This window comes from Streptomyces sp. AK02-01A, from assembly GCF_033795305.1.
In the GTDB taxonomy this organism is placed as follows: domain Bacteria; phylum Actinomycetota; class Actinomycetes; order Streptomycetales; family Streptomycetaceae; genus Streptomyces.
In genome coordinates this window covers 43,708-62,680 of the sequence record NZ_JARBAE010000003.1, presented here as the reverse complement: position 1 = coordinate 62,680, position 18,973 = coordinate 43,708, and the positions used below count along the sequence as shown (strand labels likewise).

Sequence of the window (18,973 nt, the reverse complement as noted above, 5' to 3'; positions counted from 1 at the left end):
CGAAGGAGCACCATGTCCCTCCCCCAGTTGACCGAAGCGGACGTCACCACTCATCAGCCGACCCGCCGGGCCCGGCTGAAATGGGTGATCGTCGTCGACGAGAACCTCCCGGCCGGACAGGCGACGAACGCCGCGGCCTGTATGGCCGCCGCCGTCGGCAAGGCCCTGCCCGATCTGCTCGGTCCCGACGGCAAGGACGCCTCCGGCGTGGCGCACCCGGGACTGCCCTGGGCCGGCTGCTCCGTCCTGGCCGCCGATGCGACTACTCTGCGTGAAATCAGAGTAAAGGCCACCACGAAGGACGATGTACTGATCGTGGATATGCCCGAAGCGGCCCAGACATCCCGGGTGTACGACGAGTACCTCGGCGAGCTCGCCGGCACCGCCCACGATGAGCTGGACTATCGCGCCGTCAGTCTGGTCGGTCCGCGGAACCGGATCGACCGGCTGGTCGGCAGGCTGGGTCTGCTCCGCTGATCGGGCGAGATCCGGCGAGATCGAGGCGATCGGGCATCGGTTGCCGCAATCTCCGTTACCGAGCGTGAGTCGCGGCGTTGAAAGGGATGAAGGCCGCACATCGTGCGGCTGTGCTCAAAACGTTCAAGGAGAAACTTGATGTCGCGTATCGCAAAGGCAGCCGCTGTTCTCGTCGGCACGGGTGCCGTGCTGGCCGCTGGCGCCGGTATGGCTGCCGCCGACGCCGGAGCCGGGGCCGCCGCCATCGGTTCGCCCGGTGTTCTGTCCGGCAATGTGCTCCAGGCGCCGCTGCACCTTCCGCTCAATGTGTGTGGCAACACGACCAATGCGACCGGTCTGCTCAACCCGGCGTTCGGAAACAGGTGCGCCAATATCTCGACGCAGGTCCAGAGGCCGGTGCAGCCGGTGCACAGCGGCTACGGCCGCTGACGGAGGAGCTGAGGTGCGCGGTCCCCGGGCCGCGCGTTTCCGCTGATCCGCTGAGTGACGGCCTCCCGCGTCCGCGCGGGAGGCCGTCACGCGTGTCCGGGCCCGACCCCTGCTCACCGCCGCGCCCGTACCGGGCGGACGCCGAGGTCGCCGGTGAGCGGCGGCTCAGGCGTAGCGGTACAGCTTCCGGTGGTCCAGGACCTGGGACGGCTGGACGTTCCACGGCGGCATGGGTTCCCGCAGGCTGATCGCCCGGCCGCGCTGCGGATCACCGGCGCGCAGCTTGTTCCGCGGCACATAGCCCGCCTTCGGGTGCTTGCGCTGCCAGCGGTCCCAGATCAGGTCGATGAAGGCGTGATGGAGCCAGAAGACCGGATCGTTCGGAGAAGCGGCGCCCAGCATGTGCCCGCCGACCCAGCGGTGCACCCTGTTGTGATTGCGCCAGCCCTCGCCGCGGCCGGTCGTCCAGCCTTCGATCCGGTTGCGGAAACCGACGGTGACGGTCGAGTCCCAAGGAGCCGCGTCATACACCTTCTCCCGCAGCGCCGCCGCCAGTTCGGCCTTGCTGGGAAGCCTGACCGGCGAGGACGGACGGCCGAAGTTGCGTGTGAGGTAGGAGTCCTCCGTCACACCGCTCTCGATGGTCCAGTTTCCCGTCTGATAGGCGAACGGCCCGGTCATGACCTGCTGGTCGGACGACCGGCCGTTGCCGCCGAGGAAGTCCTCGGCCCACATCGACGAGGCGGGCGAGTTGTCCGTCGTCCAGTCCCAGTAAGGAACGGTCACCGCCGGGTCGACGCGCTGGAGCGCGCGCTCGAAGTCCAGCAGGAATCGCCGGTGCCAGGGCAGGAACGACGGAGCCATGTGCCCGGCGCGCCGGCCGCCCTCCCCGTCGGCGACGTAGTACTGGGTGTGCAGACCGACGAAGTCCTCGTACTCACCGCGGCGTTTCAGCTCCAGGACAGCGCTGACGAACCTCCTCTTCTCGGCACTGGTGAGATTCCGCTGGTTCTTTCTGGTGTGCACCATGAGGGCCTTCCCGCCGTCAGATGTGGTGGATCGGTCCGAGGAGCGACAGCCGGGCTCCGCCCAGGTCGTCGACTGCCGCGCGGGCCGCTTCGAGCAGCGTGGGGAACGACTCGTAGTGGTTGACCACACTGAGATAGCTGCCGTCCGCACGGCGCATCACATGCAGCGGACGGCCGTCGATCAGGATGTCGAGGGCCGACCCGGAAGAGGACGAGGCGGACGAGGAGGCGCGCGCGGGGTTTCCGAGGAGTCCGCCGCGGCGGTACTGGATGTGCCGCCCGCGGTACATCTCGTCGATGGCCGCCTCCACGCCGGCGCCGCCTCCACCGGCCGCCTCGCTGCCGGCTTCCGCGCCCGATTTGCCGTCCACTCCTCCGGTCTTCCCACTGCCCGCCCTGAGGACGGGCGTCAGCGCTCCCGTGGTGCCCGCGACCACGCCGAGCGTGAAGACGGTTCGCAGAAGACGTCGCCTGGAGCGCTCGCTGCGGGGCGTCGGCGCGGCTCCGGCACGGTCCGCGTCCGCGGCCGCCGCGGCCGGCTCCGGACGCCGTACCTCTGAGGAGTCCGGCGCCGCCTGGTTCCTGTCTGGCATGAAAGACCTCCGCTCGTCGGTGAAGCCCACGCCGTGCGTACGGGACCTGGCGGACCCGGGGCAGGGTGCGGGCGTTGTGCTGGGCGGGGCAGCTCCGGTGCTCGGGTGAGGACGCGGAAGACCGTCCGCTGCCCCGGTCGGGACAACGAGACGCCGGCCGAACGGTTGTCTGCCGTTGGGCCGACTGCCGCCGCCAATAAGGCGATTCAGATGATTCCGGTGACGGTGACGGTCACCGTGGTCCGCGCCTGGTGGTCCGAACCCGACAGGACACCGGCGGCCGCGGCTTCGACCGCCTCGCGTATGACGCGGGTGACATCGACGGTGCGGTAGGCGGCCCTCGCGACCAGTTGGACGTCGATGTGCCAGGCCGGGCCGGCGGTCGGCCGGACATGTACGCCCGGGGTCCGGCCGGTCCGGCCGGCGGGCCGGATACGCGGGCGCCCGGTGCGCGAGGCCGCGGAGGCCCGGAGCAGATCGACGAGTCCCGGCCGCAGGAACGCCACGCCAGGGGTCCGGCGCGCGGCGTCGGCGGCGGCCAGGGCGAGCTCTTCCTGAATCTCGTGCGCTGTCACCGGTCGCTCCCGTTCACGTACGCGCCGCCTCCGTGCCCGTGTCCTGCCTCGTCCTCGACCGCCACCTCGTCCTCGCCCTCGTCGAGGAGATCGACGACGGTCACATCGATGCCGCTCACCTCGATGCCGAGGGCGTCCCGGGCCGCCTCGGCCACGCGTGCGCGGACCGCTTCGGCGAGTTCCGGCAGCCGCCAGTGGAGTCCGGCCACCACTTCCAGCCGGACCCGGACCGGGCCACGGACCGCCGGTCCGACCGGGGCCGTGGACGGGTCGCTCCGGCCTGCCGGATCCGGCGCACCGATCCGGCAGCTTCCCGCCCGTACACCGGGAAGGGACTCGGCGGCGGCGCGGAAGGTGCGGGCCGCGGCGGCCTCCACGATCCAGGTGTCCTCGTCGGCCGCGCCGAGCGGCAGCGTCCGGCCGGGACGCAGCTCCAGCCGGACGACGTCCATGATGCGGGCGGTCAGAGCGGTCAGGACGGCCGGGTCAGGGTCGGCGGCGTCGCGCGCGTGGCGTACGGCGTCCTCCAGCGCGGCGAGGCCCGCCAGCGCGGCCGCGCAGTGCGGGCACTCGGACAGATGCGGATCCCCGGCGGTCCGTCCCGCTTCCCACGCTTCCCGGACGGTGCTCGGCTCGCGGCCACAGGGCAGCGGTTCACCGCCGGTCCTCGTTTCGCCTCCGGGTGTCTCGCCGGAGCGGCCGGGATATGAGTTCAGCGCCATGCGCTCATCGCCTCCGTCAGAGAACGGCGTGCTCGGAACACCCGGCCGCGGACCGCCTGAAGGCTGATTCCGACCACCTCCGCGATGTTCTCGTACGGCAGTCCGTACAGCTCCCGCAGTACCCAGCAGGCGCGCTGTTCGGGCGAGAGTCCCGCCATCGCGCCCGCCAGTGCGTGGGTGGCGGCATGCGACTCGGCCACGCGCGCGGGTGAGGACTGGGGATCGGGCGTGGCCGGTTCCGGGACGGAGTCCAGGTCGGTGGCCAGATGGCGGGCTCGTAGCTGGTTGAGGCAGCGGTTGGTGACGATGCGGTACATCCAGGTGCTGAAGGCGGATTCACCGCGGAACTCGGGCAGTTTGCGCCAGGCGTTCACAAAGGCGTCCTGCACGGCGTCCTCGGCCTCGGTACGGCTGCCGAGCAGCCGGGTCGCCAGCCGGAGCATGGCAGGACCGTGCCGGCGCACCAGCGTCTCGAACGCTTCCTCGTCGCCTTCGCCGGCCCGCACGGCCAGCAGGCCGTCATCGGGAAATCCCAGGTCCCGGCTGTGATGCCGCCGCGGCTCCGGGCCGCGGTCGCGGTCAGGCGCGCGTGCTGACAGCTTGTTCCCGTCGCCGCGCACTCTCACCGACTCCTCTCGACGCTCGCTGTCGGGCTCCGCCGGCCCGCCCCTCGGTCACTTATTGGACAACTCGGGACGTTCCATCGTCACGTACGAATCACGCTCCGGCGGTTTGCGGCGCGCGCTCCAAGGGATCGGGCACTCAAAAAATATGACGAACCCTGCGTGACGAATGCCTGCTCACCGGGTCCAAGCAAGTGAGAGTCACCCGAAAGCCGGGCGACCGGACGAGTCAGGAGGTTCTGCCATGACAGCGACCCAGGATGTGTCTCCCGCCGCCGGGCGGGCCGGGACACGGCGGAACGACGGCTCGGCGCATGCCACCACCCTCGGCGCCGGATCCGCCGGCGCCGGTGAGCCGGCCGCGACGCGCGGCAGGACATCCGTCGCGGATGTGGTGGTCGTGAAGATCGCCGGCACGGCGGCGCGGGAGATACCCGGTGTGTACGACATGGGCGGCGGGCTGTCCCGCACCATGGGCGCCGTACGCGGCCGTGTCCCCGGCAGCCGTCCCAATGCCGGACGTGGCGTCAAGGTCGAGGTCGGCGAGCGTCAGACCGCCATCGATCTGGATCTGGTGGTGGAGTACGGCGTGCCGATCACCGACATGGCCCGCGAGGTACGGGAGAACGTCATCTCCGCGGTCGAGCGGACCACCGGGCTGGAGGTCGTCGAGGTCAACATCAGCACCAACGATGTGCATCTGCCCGAGGACGACGAGGAGCCGAGCGGCGGAGAGGCGCGCGTCGAATAGCCGATACGACGAGGTGAGTGATGAACGCAGCCGTGGTGGGCCTGGTGGCCGGTATGGCACTGGCCTTCGCAGGATGGTTCGGCGGCTTCGGAGCCTTCGTGCTGGTGGCGGTGCTCGGCGCCGTCGGCTGGGCGGTGGGCTGGTTCGCCGAGAACGGCCGTCCGCGCGATTTCTTCGAGCGGAGCGAACGGAGGCGCCGGTGACCGGTGATCCGCGTCGCCACGACCGGCCTTCTCCTCTCAGGACGGGGTAGACGGCCGGTGCGGGCCGGCGTTGCCGGCCGTCCACTCCGTCGCGGCGGTGTGAGGTCGTGTCCGGCCGGCGTGATAGGGCAGGGTATGCCGAGGCCGGCAGGCCACCGACCGCACAGGTGAAAAGCAGGAGGCAGCGTGTCCGCCGAGGAACCAGGACGCTCGGACCGGTCGCAGCGCGCTGGTGCGGACCCACGCGGTGGTACGGAACCGGAGGCGCGGAGCGAGGCGGGCGTGACGCGCCGGGGCCGGCTCACCGGCGCGTTGCGCCGTACACCGGTCGCGGTATGGCGCGACGACGCCACGGACCGGGCCGCCGCGCTCACCTACTACGCCGTTCTGGCGATCTTCCCGGCGCTGCTTGTCACCGTCTGTTCCATCGGGCTCGCCGGGCCGGACGCCAGCGGAAAGCTGGCCGACCAGATCACGGCGCTCGTACCGGCGCAGTCCCGGCCACTGGTCCACGGCGCTCTGCGGGAGATGGCGGAACAGCGGTCCGCGGCCTGGCTGCTGGCGTCGCTCGGCACGGTCGGCGCGCTGTGGTCGGCCTCCAGCTATCTCGGAGTGTTCCGCCGGGCCCTGCACACCATGCACGGTGTCGTCGACCACCGGCCGCCGTGGCGTACGGCGCCGCGTATCGCGGTCACCGCCTGCGCCCTGCTCGCGCTGCTGGTCACCAGCGCCTTCACGCTGGTGCTGACCGGCGAGGCGGCGGGCGCGCTGGGCCGGATGCTGGGCATGGACAGCGCGGTGAGTCTGGTGTGGAACGCGCTGAAGTGGCCGCTTCTGCTGGCACTCGCCGCGGTCCTGGTGCTGATCGTGTTCCGTACCGGTCCGCCCGGCACGCGCCGGCTGCGCCGCGCCCTGCCCGGTGGGATGCTCGCGGTCGCTCTCTGGCTGCTGACGTCCGCCGGATTCACGGTCTACACGGCGCACGCGGGCACCTACAACCGGCTCTACGGCTCACTCGCCGGCGCCATCGTGTTCCTCGTCTGGCTCTGGGTCACCAATCTCTCGCTGCTGGCCGGTGCCCATTTCAACGCGGAACTCTCCCGGGGTGACACGGACAGAAGCGGTGACCAGGTGTCCGTGTCGCCGTCGCTGCCGGCGGCGGGGCGGCCGGCCACGGATTCGCGGCCGGCCGCCGTCGGCCATCGGTCCGGCTGAATCGGATACGGGCCGGTCCGGCGAGGTGTATCAGCAGCTCAGATTGGAGCCTGGGGTGGTCCCGAGGATCTGGGTGAAGCTCTGATAGCTGTTGATCCGGCTCTGTACCTGTCCGGGGTTGCCGCCGTTGCACTCGATGCTGCCGTTGATGCTGCGGATGGTCTCGCCGAAGCCGCGGCCGTTGACCATCGCGTTGTGCGGAGTCATGGTGCCGGGACCGCTCTGGGTGTTCCAGTACCAGAGGGCCGTCTTCCAGGCCACGGCCGAGTCGTTCTGCACGAGGTTGGGATTGCGCAGCAGGTCGATGCCGAGGGCGTCGCCCGCCGCCTTGTAGTTGAAGTTCCAACTGAGCTGGATGGGCCCGCGGCCGTAGTACGCGGCCTGGCCGGCGGGACAGCCGTAGGACTGCGTCGCGTCGCAGTAGTGCGGGTAGTTGGCGGTGTTCTGCTCGACGATATGGACCAGTCCGCCGGTCTCATGGCTGACATTGGCCAGGAAGGCGGCGGCCTCCTGGCGCTTGACCGTGTCGCTGCCGGTGTTCGCGAAGCCCGGATAGGCGCTCAGCGCGGCGGTCAGTCCGCCGTAGGAGTAGAAGGAGTTCCGGCCCGGGAACATCTGGTTGAACTGGCTCTCGCTGACCACGAAGCCGCCCTGCGACGGCGGCGGGTCGGTGGGCGGCGTCCCGGTGCAGGTGTACGGCTCCCAGTACCAGGTGCTCACGACCGGGTCGTAGCCGGGATTGTCGTGTTCGGCCCGGTAGAGCCTGCCGTCGGTGTACTTGACGATGTCGCCGGTGACATACGACCGGCCCGCGGCCCAGGCCGGATAGTCACAGCTTCCGCCGGAGCCGCCGCCGGGGCTGGTGCCGTCGCAGCCTCCCTGGTCGGCCCAGACATCGGTGGTGCCGGGGGTCTCTCCCTGGGTCCACCACTTGGCCGACCAGTTGTGACCGTTGTACGAGGCCGTGTTGCCGCCGGTGTAGACGGCGGACGCGCTCCAGCCCGGGGCGCAGGTCGCGGCGGAGGCGGAAGAGGCCGGCAGGAAAATCGCCAGGGCGAGGGCCGAAACCATCGCCGTGAGCAGTGCCAGGACACGCTGTCTCAAACGACTCACTCCTTCGCGCGGCCAACGGGAAGCCGATGGCCGACATGGGGGGTGAGGGAACCAAACCGGAATCCCGTTCACGTGTCAAGGTCTAGACCAAAGCACGGAGTTGGGTGCCGGACGCTACAGCGCGATACCGGCCACCGGTGCCCCGGAGCCGTCAGAGACGCGGACGGCGGAGCGTGGAGGCCCGTACCACCAGCTCGGGCTGGAGCACGATCCGCCGGTGTTCGTGTCCGGCGCCGGCGTCTCCGGTCTCCTCGATGAGCAGCTCGGCCGCGGCGCCGCCGAGCTGGAAGGCGGGCCGGCGCACCGATGTCAGCGGTACCGCGGCGGCGGAGGCGAATCCGATGTCGTCGTAACCGACGAGCGCGACCTCCTCGGGCACGCGTACACCCGCGTGGAAGAGCGCCTGCAACACACCGAGCGCGAGCAGGTCGTTGGCGCAGAACACCGCGTCGGGCCGGGACGCCATGCCGAGCAGCCGCGCCCCGGCGTCCCGGCCCGCGGCGACATCGAGGCGCGCGGCCTCGACATGGCGCAGCGCGCCCGGCGGCAGGCCCGCCTCCGTAAGAGCGAGAAGCGCGCCCGCACGCCGGTCCTGGCACTGCGCCAGATACATCGGGCCGCTGACATACGCGATGTCGCGGCAGCCGTGTCCCAGAAGATGGCGTACGGCCAGGGCGCCGCCGGCCACATCGTCGACGGAGACCGAGCAGCCGTGTGCGCTGGGCACCACGCGGTCGACGAAGACGAACGGGATGCCGTGGCGCCGGAAGGCGTCAAGATTGCGGCCGCTCATGTCGGCCGGGGTGACAAGCACGCCGCGTACCTGCTGCTCGGAGAACATCGTCAGATAGGCGGCCTCCTCCGCCGGGCTCTCCGCGCTGTTGCAGAGCATCACGCCGAGCCCGGCCGCGCGCGCCGAGCGCTCCGCGCCGGAGGCGACGTCCACGAAGAAGGGGTTGGCCATGTCGAGGACGAGCATGGCCAGAATGCGGCTGCGGCCCGCGCGCAACTGGCGCGCGGACTCGCTGCGCACATAGCCGAGCCGTTCGATGGCGGACAGGACGCGCCGGCGGGTCTCCTCCGTGACGGACTCGGGGCGGTTGATCACATTCGAGACGGTGCCCACCGAGACACCGGCCGCGCCGGCCACATCCTTGATCCCCACCGGACGACGCATCAGACGGAGACTTCCACGAGCTCCAGACCGGTCAGTCCGGCCACGGCTCGCAGCTCCGGCATGAGCGCGCCGGTGGCGAGCACCCAGTGATGGCCGACGCCGCTCGCGCTCCACGCGTCGGTCCACTCTCCTGGGTCGTGGCCGAAGTCGACGCGGGAGGTGGTGTTGCCGATCTTCAGCAGAGGACCCGCCACGACTTGGCCCTCCGCGGCGACCAGACGGTACCGGCCGTCGCGGCTCTGGCCGAGTCCGACCAGAGTGACGGGCCCGTGCCGTACGTCGAACTCGACCGAGACACCCCAGCCGCGTTTACCGTGGTAGACGCCGAGTCCGCGCAGCAGCGGCTTGCCTTCGCTGATGGCCGGATGACCGGGGCCGTCATGGCCCATCTCGACGACACCGGCCGTGAAGTCCAGCGCCTGGAACTCGGTGAAGGAGCCGCCGGCGCCGAGCCGGTCGGTGATCAGCATGGCCAGTGAGGTGCGGAGCTCGTACTCACCGCAGGCCGGGACACCGCGGGCGGTGAGCAGCGAGGAGCCCAGGATCATGCCCGCGCCGAGCCGTTCATGGATCTCGGCGTCCAGTCCTCGGTGGTAGTACGCGAGCGAATCGAGGTCGAAGTCGGCGACGAGCCGGTCGAGCCCGGCCGCGACCCGCGCGGCCCACTGGAGGTCGTCCTCCACCACGGAGTCGGCGAGCTCGAACACCTCACGGGTCTCGTCGAGTTTCGCGCGCAGTTCGCTCTCCCCGACCCGCTCCACCCGCACCCGCAGATCGTCGAATTCGACGATCTCCACATGGCCGCCGAGGTTGCCGGGCACCATGGTGAGATCCGTGGAGACGTCGTACATCCCGGGATAGAGGTGTCCCATCAGGCCGTGCCGTCCACTCCGCAGCACCGCGCGGACCCCGGCGGCGCGGATCCAGCGGCCGATGCGCTCCCAGGCGCGGTCGTCCTCCAGATGCCCGGAGACGGAGCGGAACGGCACACCGACGCGTTCGAAGGCGTTGGCCATCTCCGGCAGCGGACAGGCGCCGCAGTACGCCAGCCACTGTCCGGTGTCGAAGGACGCGTGATCCATCGACGGCGTGGGCTGGAGGTTGATCAGCAGCACGGGCGCGTCGCCGCGCCGGGCGACAGGGACGAGCATGGTGGCCGTCATATAGGTCGTGAGGAAGCCGACGATCAGATCGCAGCCGGCGGCGCGGAGCTTCTCGGCCGCCGCCGCGCCCTCCTGGGCGTCGGAGATGAAACCGGCGTCGACGACCTCGGCGTCGAACTCCCTCATCCGTTCGGTGACCCGCGCCGCCGACCTCCGGAGCTGTGGAAGCAGCTCGGGGAACTGCGGCCAGTAGGCGCCCAGTCCGCCGGCCACCAGCCCGATCCTGGGCCTGCGGGCGACGGCGGGGGTACGGGCGGTCATGGCGGCTCCATCAGTCGCTGGGCGGCCCGGGAGGACCGGAGTGGCACGCTCAGAAGTCGAACTTGTCGATGTTGTCCTTGTCGAAGACGGTCGGCTCGCCGAGGATGACCTCGCCGTCCTTGCCGACGGTGTACTCGCCGAGCTTGCCCGCCTTGAACTTCTCGCCCTGCGCGCCGGTGATCTGGCCGGAGGCCAGGGCGGCGGCCGCGTACGAGCCCAGGTAGCCGAGTTCCTCCGGGTTCCACAGGGAGAACTGTTCGACGGTGCCGTCCTTGACGTACTCGCGCATCTGGTTCGGAGTGCCGAGACCGTTGAGGACGATCTTGCCCTTGTACGAGGAGTCGCTGAGGTAGCGGGCGGCCGCCGCGATACCGACGGTGGTGGGCGAGATGATGCCCTTCAGGTCGGGATACGCCTGGAGCAGGCCCTGGGTCTGCTGGAAGGACTTCTGGTCGGCGTCGTCGCCGTACGCGACCTTCACAAGCCGCATGTTCTTGTACTTGGGCTGCTTCAGCTCGTCCTTCATGAACTCGATCCAGGTGTTCTGGTTCGTCGCGTTCTGCGTGGCCGAGAGAATGGCGATCTTGCCCTGATAGCCGATCTGCGCGCCGAGATGCTGGACGAGGCTGCGGCCGATCTCCTCGGAGCTGGCCTGGTTGATGAAGAGCTGACGGCAGTCCTTGGCGGTGTCGGAGTCGTACGCGACGACCTTGATGTCCTTCTTCATGGCCTGCTTGAGCGGGCCGCACACCGCGTTGGGATCGTTGGCCGCGATCAGGATGGCGTCCTGGCGCTGCTGGATGAGGGTGTTGATGTACGAGACCTGCGAGGAGGCGCTGGCGTCGGAGGGGCCGACCTCCTTGCCCGTGCCGCCGTATTCCCTGGCCGCCGCGATGCCGGCCTCGTCGACGATCTTCTCGTACGGGTTGTTGATCTGCTTGGGCAGGAAAGCGAGTTTGAGGTCCTTCTTCAGCGGCGCGGACGGATCCGCCTTGGCGGCCGCTCCTCCCTTCGAGGTGTCCTTCTTCGCGCTGTCCTTGGTGGTGCCGGAGCAGGCGGTGAGTGCGACGGCGAGTGCGCAGACGGTGGCGGCGGTGGCTGCCGCGCGGCGCCGGGCGGCGGTACGGATCATCATGGCGGGGCGTGGACCTTTCGGGAGTCTCAGCGGTGCTCGGGTGATTCGGGACGCGAGGTGGCGCCGGCCGCGCGTCGATGCCTGCGTCCGGCCACGGTCGTGACGATCCGCGGGGTCAGGACGGAGGCGACGAGCAGCAGGCCGGTGACGATGACCTGGACCTCGTTCGGCACGTCGTTCAGCGTGAGCAGGTTCTTGAGGACCCCGATGAGCAGGACACCGGCGACCGCGCCGAAGAGCGTGCCCTTGCCGCCGTCGAAGTCGACGCCGCCGAGCAGTACGGAGGCGATGACAAGCATTTCGAATCCGAGACCGTTGTCGGCGCGCGCGCTGCCGTACCGGAGGGTGAAGACGATGCCGGCGAACGCGGAGACCAGTCCGGTGACCACGAAGAGGATCAGCTTGAAGCGCTTGACCCTGATCCCGGCGAAGTGGGCGGCCTCCTCCTGCGCGCCGATGGCGTACAACGACCGGCCGAAGACGGTGGAGTGCAGCAGCACACCGGTGGCCACGGCCAGTACGGCGAACAGCGCGACCGGGTAGGTGATGAAGGTGCCCGGGACCGTGGTGGTGTCGACGGCCCAGTCGGCGTATGCCGCCGGGAAGTCGGTGACGGCGTCGCTGCCGAGCGCGACCGAGGCGAGACCCCGGTAGAGGGCGAGGGTGCCGATGGTGACGGCGAGCGAGGGCAGGCCGACGCGGGTGACCAGCCAGCCGTTGAGCAGACCGCCGGCGACGCCCACCAGCAGCACCACGGGCACGATCAGTTCGAAGGCCCAGCCGGCGTTCCACAGCGCGCCGGTCAGGGCGCTGCCCAGGCCCAGCATGGAGGCGACGGACAGATCGACCTGACCGGCCACCACCAGCAGGGTCATGGGCAGGGCGATGAGCGCGACTTCGGCGATGTCGTTGAACGCGAAGGCGAGGTTCTCGCCGGACCCGAAGCCGTCGGTGGTGCCCAGGCCGGCGACAAAGACCGCCACCAGCAGCGCACCGACCGCGGTGTCCCAGCGCAGAGCCGCGGTCCTGGCGAACGCGCCGGTCCGGGACGGCCCGCCGCTCCGCGCGGGAGGCCGCGGCGCGGTCCGTGTGTCAGGCGCCGTCGCCATGCCGGACGCTCCTCTTCCTCAGTGCGGCTGTCATCCGCAGGGTGACGATCCGGTCGGCGCTGATGGCCGCGAGAAGCAGCGCGCCGGTGATGGCTCCCTGCCAGAAGGCATCGACCTTCAGGACGACCAGCGCGCTGCCGATGGTGGTGAGCAGCAGCGCGCCGAGCGCCGCGCCCCACACCGTGCCGGTGCCGCCCGTGATGGCGACACCGCCGACGACCACGGCGCTGACGACGGTGAGTTCCCAGCCGTGGGCGTTGTCCGCGACGACGGTGCCGAAGCGGGCGAGCCAGAGGGCGCCCGCGAAACCGGCCACGGCGCCGGAGAAGGCGTACGCGCCGAGGATTCTGCGGCGGATCGGCACGCCCGCGAGCCGGGCCGCCTCCGGGTTGGAGCCGATCGCGTACAGCTCGCGTCCCGAGCGGTAGCCGCGCAGGAAGTACGCGGTAACGGCGAGCAGACCCACGGCGATGAGCGGCAGAAAAGGAACGCCGAGGACGCTTCCGCTGCCCAGGTCGAGAATCGGATCGGGCACGTCGGCGGCGCCGATCTGGTCGCCCTGCGCCCACCAGTAGTCGAGTCCCTGGATGATGTAGAGCATGCCGAGGGTGACCACGAGCGCCGGGACTCCGCCGAAGCTGACAAGGGCGCCGCTCACCAGCCCGCAGGCCACACCGAGCGCGATGCCCAGCAGCATGACCGTGAGTACGCCGTGGTCGGTCCCGGCGACGAACTTTCCGCAGGCGAAGGCGGAAAGGCCGACGACCGAGCCGACCGAGAGATCGATATTGCGGGTGACGACGACCACGGACTGACCGACGGCCAGCAGCACCAGGATGGAGGCGTTGAGCAGAAGGTCCTTGACGCCCTGGTCGTCGAGGAAGCGCGGGTTGGAGATCCAGGTGCCGAGGATGAGCAGCGCCAGCGCTCCGCCGATGCTGATCTCGCGGGCCCGGAACACGGTGTCGACGAGCGACCGGGCCGAGCCGTCGTCCTTCGTCGTCGTGGTGGGCTCGTCCAGCAGCGTGGTCATGCGGCCGGCCTTTCGACGCGTCCGGTCGCGGCGGCCATCACCGTTTCCTCGGTGGCCTCGGCGCGGGGAATCTCGGCGGTGAGCCGGCCCTCGCGCATGACGAGTACCCGGTCGGCCATGCCCAGGACCTCGGGAAGGTCGGAGGAGATCATGAGGACGGCGAGGCCCTCGGCGGCGAGGGAGGACAGCAGACGGTGCACCTCGGCCTTGGTGCCGACGTCGATGCCACGGGTGGGCTCGTCGACGATGAGCACGGACGGTTCGGTGGCCAGCCACTTGGCGAGGACGACCTTCTGCTGATTGCCGCCGGACAGCACCTCGACGGGATCGGCGAGACGGTTGTACTTGAGCTGGAGGCGTACGGCCCAGTCCGCGGCCAGGCCGCTCTCCAGGGCCCGGCGCACCATGCCTCCTCTGCCGAGCCGGCCGAGGCCGGTGAGCGCGATGTTCCGCTCGACGGACATCTCCATGACCAGTCCGCGCCGCCGGCGGTCCTCGGGGACGAGCGCGAGTCCGGCGTCCATGGCGGCCGTCGGTGAACCGGCGCGCAGTGCACGGCCGTTGACCTCGACCTCACCGGCGTCGGCCCGGTCGACACCGAAGAGGGCCTGTGCCACCTCGCTGCGTCCCGCGCCGACGAGCCCGGCGAGGGCGACGATCTCGCCTCGCCGTACGTCGAACGAAACGTCCCGGAACACGCCCTCCCTGGTCAGCCTGCGTACCGACAGGGCCGTCTCGCCCACGGCCGCGTTCTGTTTGGGATACAGCTCGCCGAGATCGCGGCCGACCATCCCGCGGACCAGATCGTCCTCGGTGAGACCGGCCAGCGGCCGCGAGGAGATGAGCCGGCCGTCGCGCAGGACGGTGACCCGCAGACAGAGTTCGAAGATCTCCTCCAGCCGGTGGGAGATGAACAGGACGGCGACGCCTTCGGCCAGCAGGGTCCGTACGACGGAGAACAGCCGGGCGGTCTCACTGCCCGTCAGGGCCGCGGTCGGCTCGTCCATGATGAGCACGCGGGCGTCGAAGGAGAGCGCCTTGGCGATCTCGACGATCTGCTGGTCGGCGATGGAGAGTCCGCGGGCCGGCCGGCGAGGGTCGAGCGCCACGCCGAGCCGTTTCATGAGCGCGGCGGTGGACTCGCGTACGGCCCGGTGGTCGATACGGCCCAGACTCCGCCGTGGCTGACGTCCCATGAAGATGTTCTCGGCGATGGACAGATCGGGGAAGAGCGTCGGCTCCTGGTAGATGACGGCGATACCGGCGTCGCGTGCGCCGGCCGGGCCGTGGAAGACGACCGGCTCGCCGTCGAGCAGCACCTCGCCCGCGTCCGGCCGGTGCACTCCGGCGAGCGTCTTGATCAGCGTGGACTTGCCCGCGCCGTTCTCTCCCGCGAGGGCGTGCGCCTCACCGGGGAACAGACGCAGGGTGACGTCCCGCAAGGCCCGGACGGCGCCGAAGGACTTGCTCACGTCCTTCAGGGCCAGGACCGGGGCTGGGCCCCTGGCGGCCGGGGCGGCGGGGCCCGTGGCGGGCTGGTTCATGAGGGCTCCTCGGCGACGGAAGGCTCGTGTCGCCGTCCGCCGTGAAAGGTTTCAATGAGGTTGCTCGGAAGCTAAACGGCGATCGTCGGCGGCGTCAATGGGCCGTGCGCGACATTTTCCGTTGAATTCACAGGGTCCGCTCCGGACAATTACGGCCGCCGCGCGAAGGGTTGACACCTCTTCATAAGTCCCATAACTTCGCCGCGATGAAACGATTCATGAAGAATCGTGTCACTGACTCGCACCGCGGGTCCGCACCACGGGAGCGCTGAGAGATGACCGGTCGATCCGCCGTGTCCGCCGTGAAGGCGGCGCTGAAGTCACAGGCTGTCGAGACACCGTCGTGGGCGTTCGGGAATTCGGGCACACGGTTCAAGGTGTTCGCGCAGCCGGGTGTGCCGCGGACACCGGGCGAGAAGCTGGCGGACGCCGCGCGAGTGCACGCGCACACGGGCGTGGCACCGTCGGTGGCCCTGCACATCCCGTGGGACCGCGTCGACGACTACGGCGCGCTCGCGGCCGAGGCCCGGGCAGCGGGGCTGCGTATCGGGGCGATCAACGCGAATGTGTTCCAGGACGACGACTACAAGCTGGGGTCCGTCACCCATCCGGACGCCGCTGTGCGGCGCAAGGCGCTCGGTCATCTGCTGGAGTGCGTGGACGTCATGGACGCCACGGGGTCGCGCGATCTGAAGCTGTGGTTCTCCGACGGGATCAACTATCCCGGGCAGGACGACATCTCGGCACGTCAGGGCCGGCTCGCCGAGGCGCTGTCCGCGGTGTACGAGCGGCTGGGCGAGGGCCGGCGCATGCTGCTGGAGTACAAGCTGTTCGAGCCCGCCTTCTACGCCATGGACGTACCGGACTGGGGCACGGCGTACGCGCACTGTCTGCGGCTGGGGCCGAAGGCACAAGTGGTCGTCGACACGGGACACCACGCGCCGGGCACCAACATCGAGTTCATCGTCGCGCTGCTGCTGCGCGAGAAGAAGCTCGGCGGATTCGACTTCAACTCCCGCTTCTACGCGGACGACGATCTGATGGCCGGGGCCGCCGATCCCTTCCAGCTCTTCCGGATCATGTACGAGGTGATCAGAGGCGGCGGATTCACGGCGGAGACGGCCTTCATGCTCGACCAGTGCCACAACATCGAGGAGAAGATCCCCGCGATCATCCGTTCGGTGATGAATGTGCAGGAGGCCACGGCCAAGGCGCTGCTGGTGGACGCGGAGGCGCTGGACACGGCCCAGCGCGCCGGAGATGTGCTGGCGGCCAACGCGGTCCTGATGGACGCGTTCAACACCGACGTACGTCCGCTGGTGGCCGAGGTCCGCGCGGAACTCGGCGCGGACGCCGACCCCGTCGCCGCCTATCACGCCTCCGGCTATGGCAAGAAGATCATCGCCGACCGGGTCGGCGGCACTCCCGCCGGCTGGGGAGCCTGAGCCGCCGCCTCAGGCCCGCCCGTCCGGCGCGAAGTCCGCACCTCACAGAGGGACATGATGACCGACCAGCACGAAGCACCTCCCGTCGTCCATCCCGTGGCGGAGCAGCTCCTCGCCCGCTCCCACCGGCTCGGCGCCGATCCGCGCAACACCAACTACGCCGGTGGCAACACCTCCGCGAAGGGATCCGCGCCCGATCCCGTGACCGGTGACGAGATCGAGCTGATGTGGGTCAAGGGATCGGGCGGCGATCTGGGCACCCTCACGGCCGGCGGACTGGCCGCGCTGCGCGTCGACCGGCTGCGGGCGCTGACCGCGGTCTATCCCGGAGTGGCGCGCGAGGACGAGATGGCCGCCGCCTTCGACTACTGCCTGCACGGCAGGGGCGGAGCGGCTCCGTCCATCGACACCGCCATGCACGGACTGGTCGGCGCACCTCATGTGGACCATCTCCACCCGGACTCGGGTATCGCGCTGGCCTGCGCGGCCGACGGCGAGAAGCTCACGACGGAGTGCTTCGGCGACACGGTGGTCTGGGTCCCCTGGCGCCGTCCCGGCTTCCAGCTCGGCCTGGACATCGCCGCGGTCAAGGAGGCCAACCCGCGGGCGATCGGATGTGTCCTCGGCGGTCATGGAATCACGGCCTGGGGCGCCACGTCGGACGAGTGTGAGCGCAACTCCCTGCACATCATCCGCACCGCCGAGGCGTTTCTGGCGGAGCGCGGCAGACCAGAGCCCTTCGGCCCGCTGCTCTCCGGGTACGAGCCGCTGCCCGAGACCGAGCGGCGGGCCAGGGCCGCCGCGCTCGCACCGCTGATCCGCGGTCTCGCCTCCACCGACCGGCCGCAGGTCGGCCACTACACCGCCACCGGCCCGGTCCTCGACTTCCTCTCGCGCGCCGAACATCCGCGGCTGGCCGCCCTCGGCACTTCCTGCCCGGACCACTTCCTGCGCACCAAGGTCCGTCCTCTTGTTCTCGATCTGCCGGCCGGCGCGCCGCTGGAGCGGGTGCGGGCCCGGCTGGCCGAGCTGCACACCGCCTATCGCGAGGAGTACCGCGCGTACTACGAGCGGCACGCGGTGCCGGGCTCGCCGCCGATGCGCGGCGCGGACCCGGCGATCGTGCTGGTGCCGGGCGTGGGCATGTTCTCCTTCGGCAGGGACAAGCAGACCGCCCGGGTCGCCGGCGAGTTCTATCTCAACGCCGTCAATGTGATGCGCGGCGCCGAGGCCGTCTCCTCGTACGCGCCCATCGAGGAGGCCGAGAAGTTCCGTATCGAGTACTGGGAGCTGGAGGAGGCCAAGCTGCGCCGTATGCCCGCGCCCAAGCCGCTGGCCACACGGGTCGCCCTGGTGACGGGAGCGGGCTCGGGCATCGGCAGGGCCGTCGCGCACCGGCTGGTGGCCGAAGGCGCCTGTGTGGTGGTCGCGGACCTCAACACCGACAGCGCGACAACGGTCGCCGAGGAGCTGGGCGGCCCGGACAAGGCGGTCGCGGTCACCGTCGACGTGACCGACGAGGAGCAGATCAAGGCGGCGTTCGACCTGGCCGCCCTCGCCTTCGGCGGAGTCGATCTGGTCGTCAACAACGCGGGCATCTCGATCTCCAAGCCCTTGCTGGAGACCACCGCCAGGGACTGGAACCTCCAGCACAACATCATGGCGCGCGGCTCGTTCCTGGTCTCCCGCGAGGCCGCGCGGATCATGACCGATCAGGACCTCGGCGGCGACATCGTCTACATCGTCTCCAAGAATTCGGTCTTCGCGGGTCCCAACAACATCGCCTACTCCGCGACCAAGGCCGACCAGGCCCATCAGGTGCGGCTGCTGGCCGCCGAGTTGGGCGGGCTCGGCATCAGGGTCAATGGCGTCAACCCGGACGGTGTGGTGCGGGGTTCCGGGATCTTCGCCGGCGGCTGGGGCGCCGAACGGGCCGCGGTGTACGGGGTGGAGGAGGAGAAGCTCGGTGAGTTCTACGCGCAGCGGACGCTCCTCAAGCGCGAGGTGCTGCCCGAGCATGTGGCCAACGCGGTGTTCGCGCTGACGGGTGGCGACCTCAGCCACACCACGGGGCTGCATGTCCCGGTCGACGCCGGTGTGGCGGCGGCCTTTCTGCGCTAAGGGCTGTCCCGTAATCCCCGGCGGGCGCGCGACGACAGCTACGGCGCCTCGCCGCGTTGTCGGAACGCCCGGATACATCCAGTATGCGAGCGTCCCTCCGCCTCGCGATCCACCGCATCTGACGCCGCGCGCTGATCCACCAGGGATGACGGGACAGCCCTTAGGCCCTGTCTGACAAATAGCGCCGTCCGCCCGGAGGGCGGGGCCCGCGACGTCTGGTGCGTGCGATCGCCAAGGCGGAGGAGCGGGCTCGTAC

General features: G+C 70.2%; 19 protein-coding genes. 7 read left to right on the top strand and 12 right to left on the bottom strand.

The window, feature by feature from the left end; translation table 11 throughout:
* Positions 1–12 precede the first annotated feature (12 nt).
* Positions 13–477, top strand: coding sequence for a DUF2000 domain-containing protein (locus PV679_RS05150; protein ID WP_319678814.1), 465 nt, complete (start codon positions 13–15; stop codon positions 475–477).
* A 138-nt stretch (positions 478–615) separates the two neighbouring features.
* Entirely contained in the window at positions 616–906 is a 291-nt protein-coding gene (locus tag PV679_RS05145) for a chaplin (protein WP_319678813.1), read from the top strand.
* A gap of 165 nt (positions 907–1,071) precedes the next feature.
* Here the strand turns inward: PV679_RS05145 and PV679_RS05140 are convergent, their stop codons facing one another.
* The 5 genes from PV679_RS05140 to PV679_RS05120 all read right to left on the bottom strand — a co-directional run bounded on the left by PV679_RS05140 (position 1,072) and on the right by PV679_RS05120 (position 4,444).
* Complete coding sequence (locus PV679_RS05140; protein WP_319679014.1) at positions 1,072–1,932, bottom strand: tyrosinase family protein; 861 nt, start codon at positions 1,930–1,932, stop codon at positions 1,072–1,074.
* A 19-nt stretch (positions 1,933–1,951) separates the two neighbouring features.
* Positions 1,952–2,527, bottom strand: coding sequence for a tyrosinase family oxidase copper chaperone (locus PV679_RS05135; protein WP_319678812.1), 576 nt, complete (start codon positions 2,525–2,527; stop codon positions 1,952–1,954).
* 206 nt (positions 2,528–2,733) lie between these two features.
* Entirely contained in the window at positions 2,734–3,102 is a 369-nt protein-coding gene (locus tag PV679_RS05130) for an Asp23/Gls24 family envelope stress response protein (protein ID WP_319678811.1), read from the bottom strand.
* Entirely contained in the window at positions 3,099–3,824 is a 726-nt protein-coding gene (locus PV679_RS05125; protein WP_319678810.1) for a hypothetical protein, read from the bottom strand. The genes PV679_RS05130 and PV679_RS05125 overlap by 4 nt, the downstream gene beginning before the upstream one ends.
* Positions 3,815–4,444, bottom strand: coding sequence for an RNA polymerase sigma factor (locus tag PV679_RS05120; protein WP_319678809.1), 630 nt, complete (start codon positions 4,442–4,444; stop codon positions 3,815–3,817). Before PV679_RS05120 ends, PV679_RS05125 begins: the two co-directional genes overlap by 10 nt.
* A gap of 247 nt (positions 4,445–4,691) precedes the next feature.
* Between PV679_RS05120 and PV679_RS05115 the strand changes: the two genes are divergently transcribed.
* The 3 genes from PV679_RS05115 to PV679_RS05105 all read left to right on the top strand — a co-directional run bounded on the left by PV679_RS05115 (position 4,692) and on the right by PV679_RS05105 (position 6,616).
* On the top strand, positions 4,692–5,198 hold the full coding sequence (locus tag PV679_RS05115) for an Asp23/Gls24 family envelope stress response protein (RefSeq protein ID WP_319678808.1): 507 nt from the start codon (positions 4,692–4,694) through the stop codon (positions 5,196–5,198).
* A gap of 20 nt (positions 5,199–5,218) precedes the next feature.
* Positions 5,219–5,401, top strand: coding sequence for a hypothetical protein (locus tag PV679_RS05110; protein WP_319678807.1), 183 nt, complete (start codon positions 5,219–5,221; stop codon positions 5,399–5,401).
* Positions 5,402–5,587: 186 nt separating this feature from the next.
* A complete protein-coding gene (locus tag PV679_RS05105; RefSeq protein ID WP_319678806.1) occupies positions 5,588–6,616 on the top strand; it encodes a YihY/virulence factor BrkB family protein in 1,029 nt (342 codons plus the stop codon).
* Between the two features lie 30 nt (positions 6,617–6,646).
* On the opposite strand, the gene PV679_RS05100 is transcribed toward PV679_RS05105, so the two are convergent.
* The 7 genes from PV679_RS05100 to PV679_RS05070 all read right to left on the bottom strand — a co-directional run bounded on the left by PV679_RS05100 (position 6,647) and on the right by PV679_RS05070 (position 15,151).
* Positions 6,647–7,720 carry a glycoside hydrolase family 19 protein gene (locus tag PV679_RS05100; RefSeq protein ID WP_319678805.1) on the bottom strand — a complete coding sequence of 358 codons (1,074 nt, stop codon included), beginning with the start codon at positions 7,718–7,720 and terminating at the stop codon, positions 6,647–6,649.
* Between the two features lie 160 nt (positions 7,721–7,880).
* Entirely contained in the window at positions 7,881–8,906 is a 1,026-nt protein-coding gene (locus PV679_RS05095; RefSeq protein ID WP_319678804.1) for a LacI family DNA-binding transcriptional regulator, read from the bottom strand.
* Entirely contained in the window at positions 8,906–10,330 is a 1,425-nt protein-coding gene (locus PV679_RS05090) for an L-fucose/L-arabinose isomerase family protein (protein ID WP_319678803.1), read from the bottom strand. Before PV679_RS05090 ends, PV679_RS05095 begins: the two co-directional genes overlap by 1 nt.
* Before the next feature lie 49 nt (positions 10,331–10,379).
* Positions 10,380–11,465 (bottom strand): rhamnose ABC transporter substrate-binding protein, encoded by a 1,086-nt coding sequence (rhaS, locus tag PV679_RS05085; protein WP_319678802.1) that lies wholly within the window; start codon positions 11,463–11,465, stop codon positions 10,380–10,382.
* A gap of 26 nt (positions 11,466–11,491) precedes the next feature.
* Positions 11,492–12,574 (bottom strand): ABC transporter permease, encoded by a 1,083-nt coding sequence (locus PV679_RS05080; protein WP_319678801.1) that lies wholly within the window; start codon positions 12,572–12,574, stop codon positions 11,492–11,494.
* Positions 12,558–13,607 (bottom strand): ABC transporter permease, encoded by a 1,050-nt coding sequence (locus PV679_RS05075; RefSeq protein ID WP_319678800.1) that lies wholly within the window; start codon positions 13,605–13,607, stop codon positions 12,558–12,560. Before PV679_RS05075 ends, PV679_RS05080 begins: the two co-directional genes overlap by 17 nt.
* Positions 13,604–15,151, bottom strand: a complete 1,548-nt coding sequence (locus PV679_RS05070) for a sugar ABC transporter ATP-binding protein (RefSeq protein WP_319678799.1) — start codon at positions 15,149–15,151, stop codon at positions 13,604–13,606. The genes PV679_RS05075 and PV679_RS05070 overlap by 4 nt, the downstream gene beginning before the upstream one ends.
* A 275-nt stretch (positions 15,152–15,426) precedes the next feature.
* On the opposite strand from PV679_RS05070, the gene rhaI reads away from it, so the two are divergent.
* Both rhaI and PV679_RS05060 read left to right on the top strand, forming a co-directional pair.
* Positions 15,427–16,596 carry an L-rhamnose isomerase gene (rhaI, locus tag PV679_RS05065; protein ID WP_319678798.1) on the top strand — a complete coding sequence of 390 codons (1,170 nt, stop codon included), beginning with the start codon at positions 15,427–15,429 and terminating at the stop codon, positions 16,594–16,596.
* A 57-nt stretch (positions 16,597–16,653) separates the two neighbouring features.
* Positions 16,654–18,717: a bifunctional aldolase/short-chain dehydrogenase gene (locus tag PV679_RS05060; protein WP_319678797.1), complete on the top strand. Its 2,064-nt coding sequence runs from the start codon at positions 16,654–16,656 to the stop codon at positions 18,715–18,717.
* Positions 18,718–18,973 lie beyond the last annotated feature (256 nt).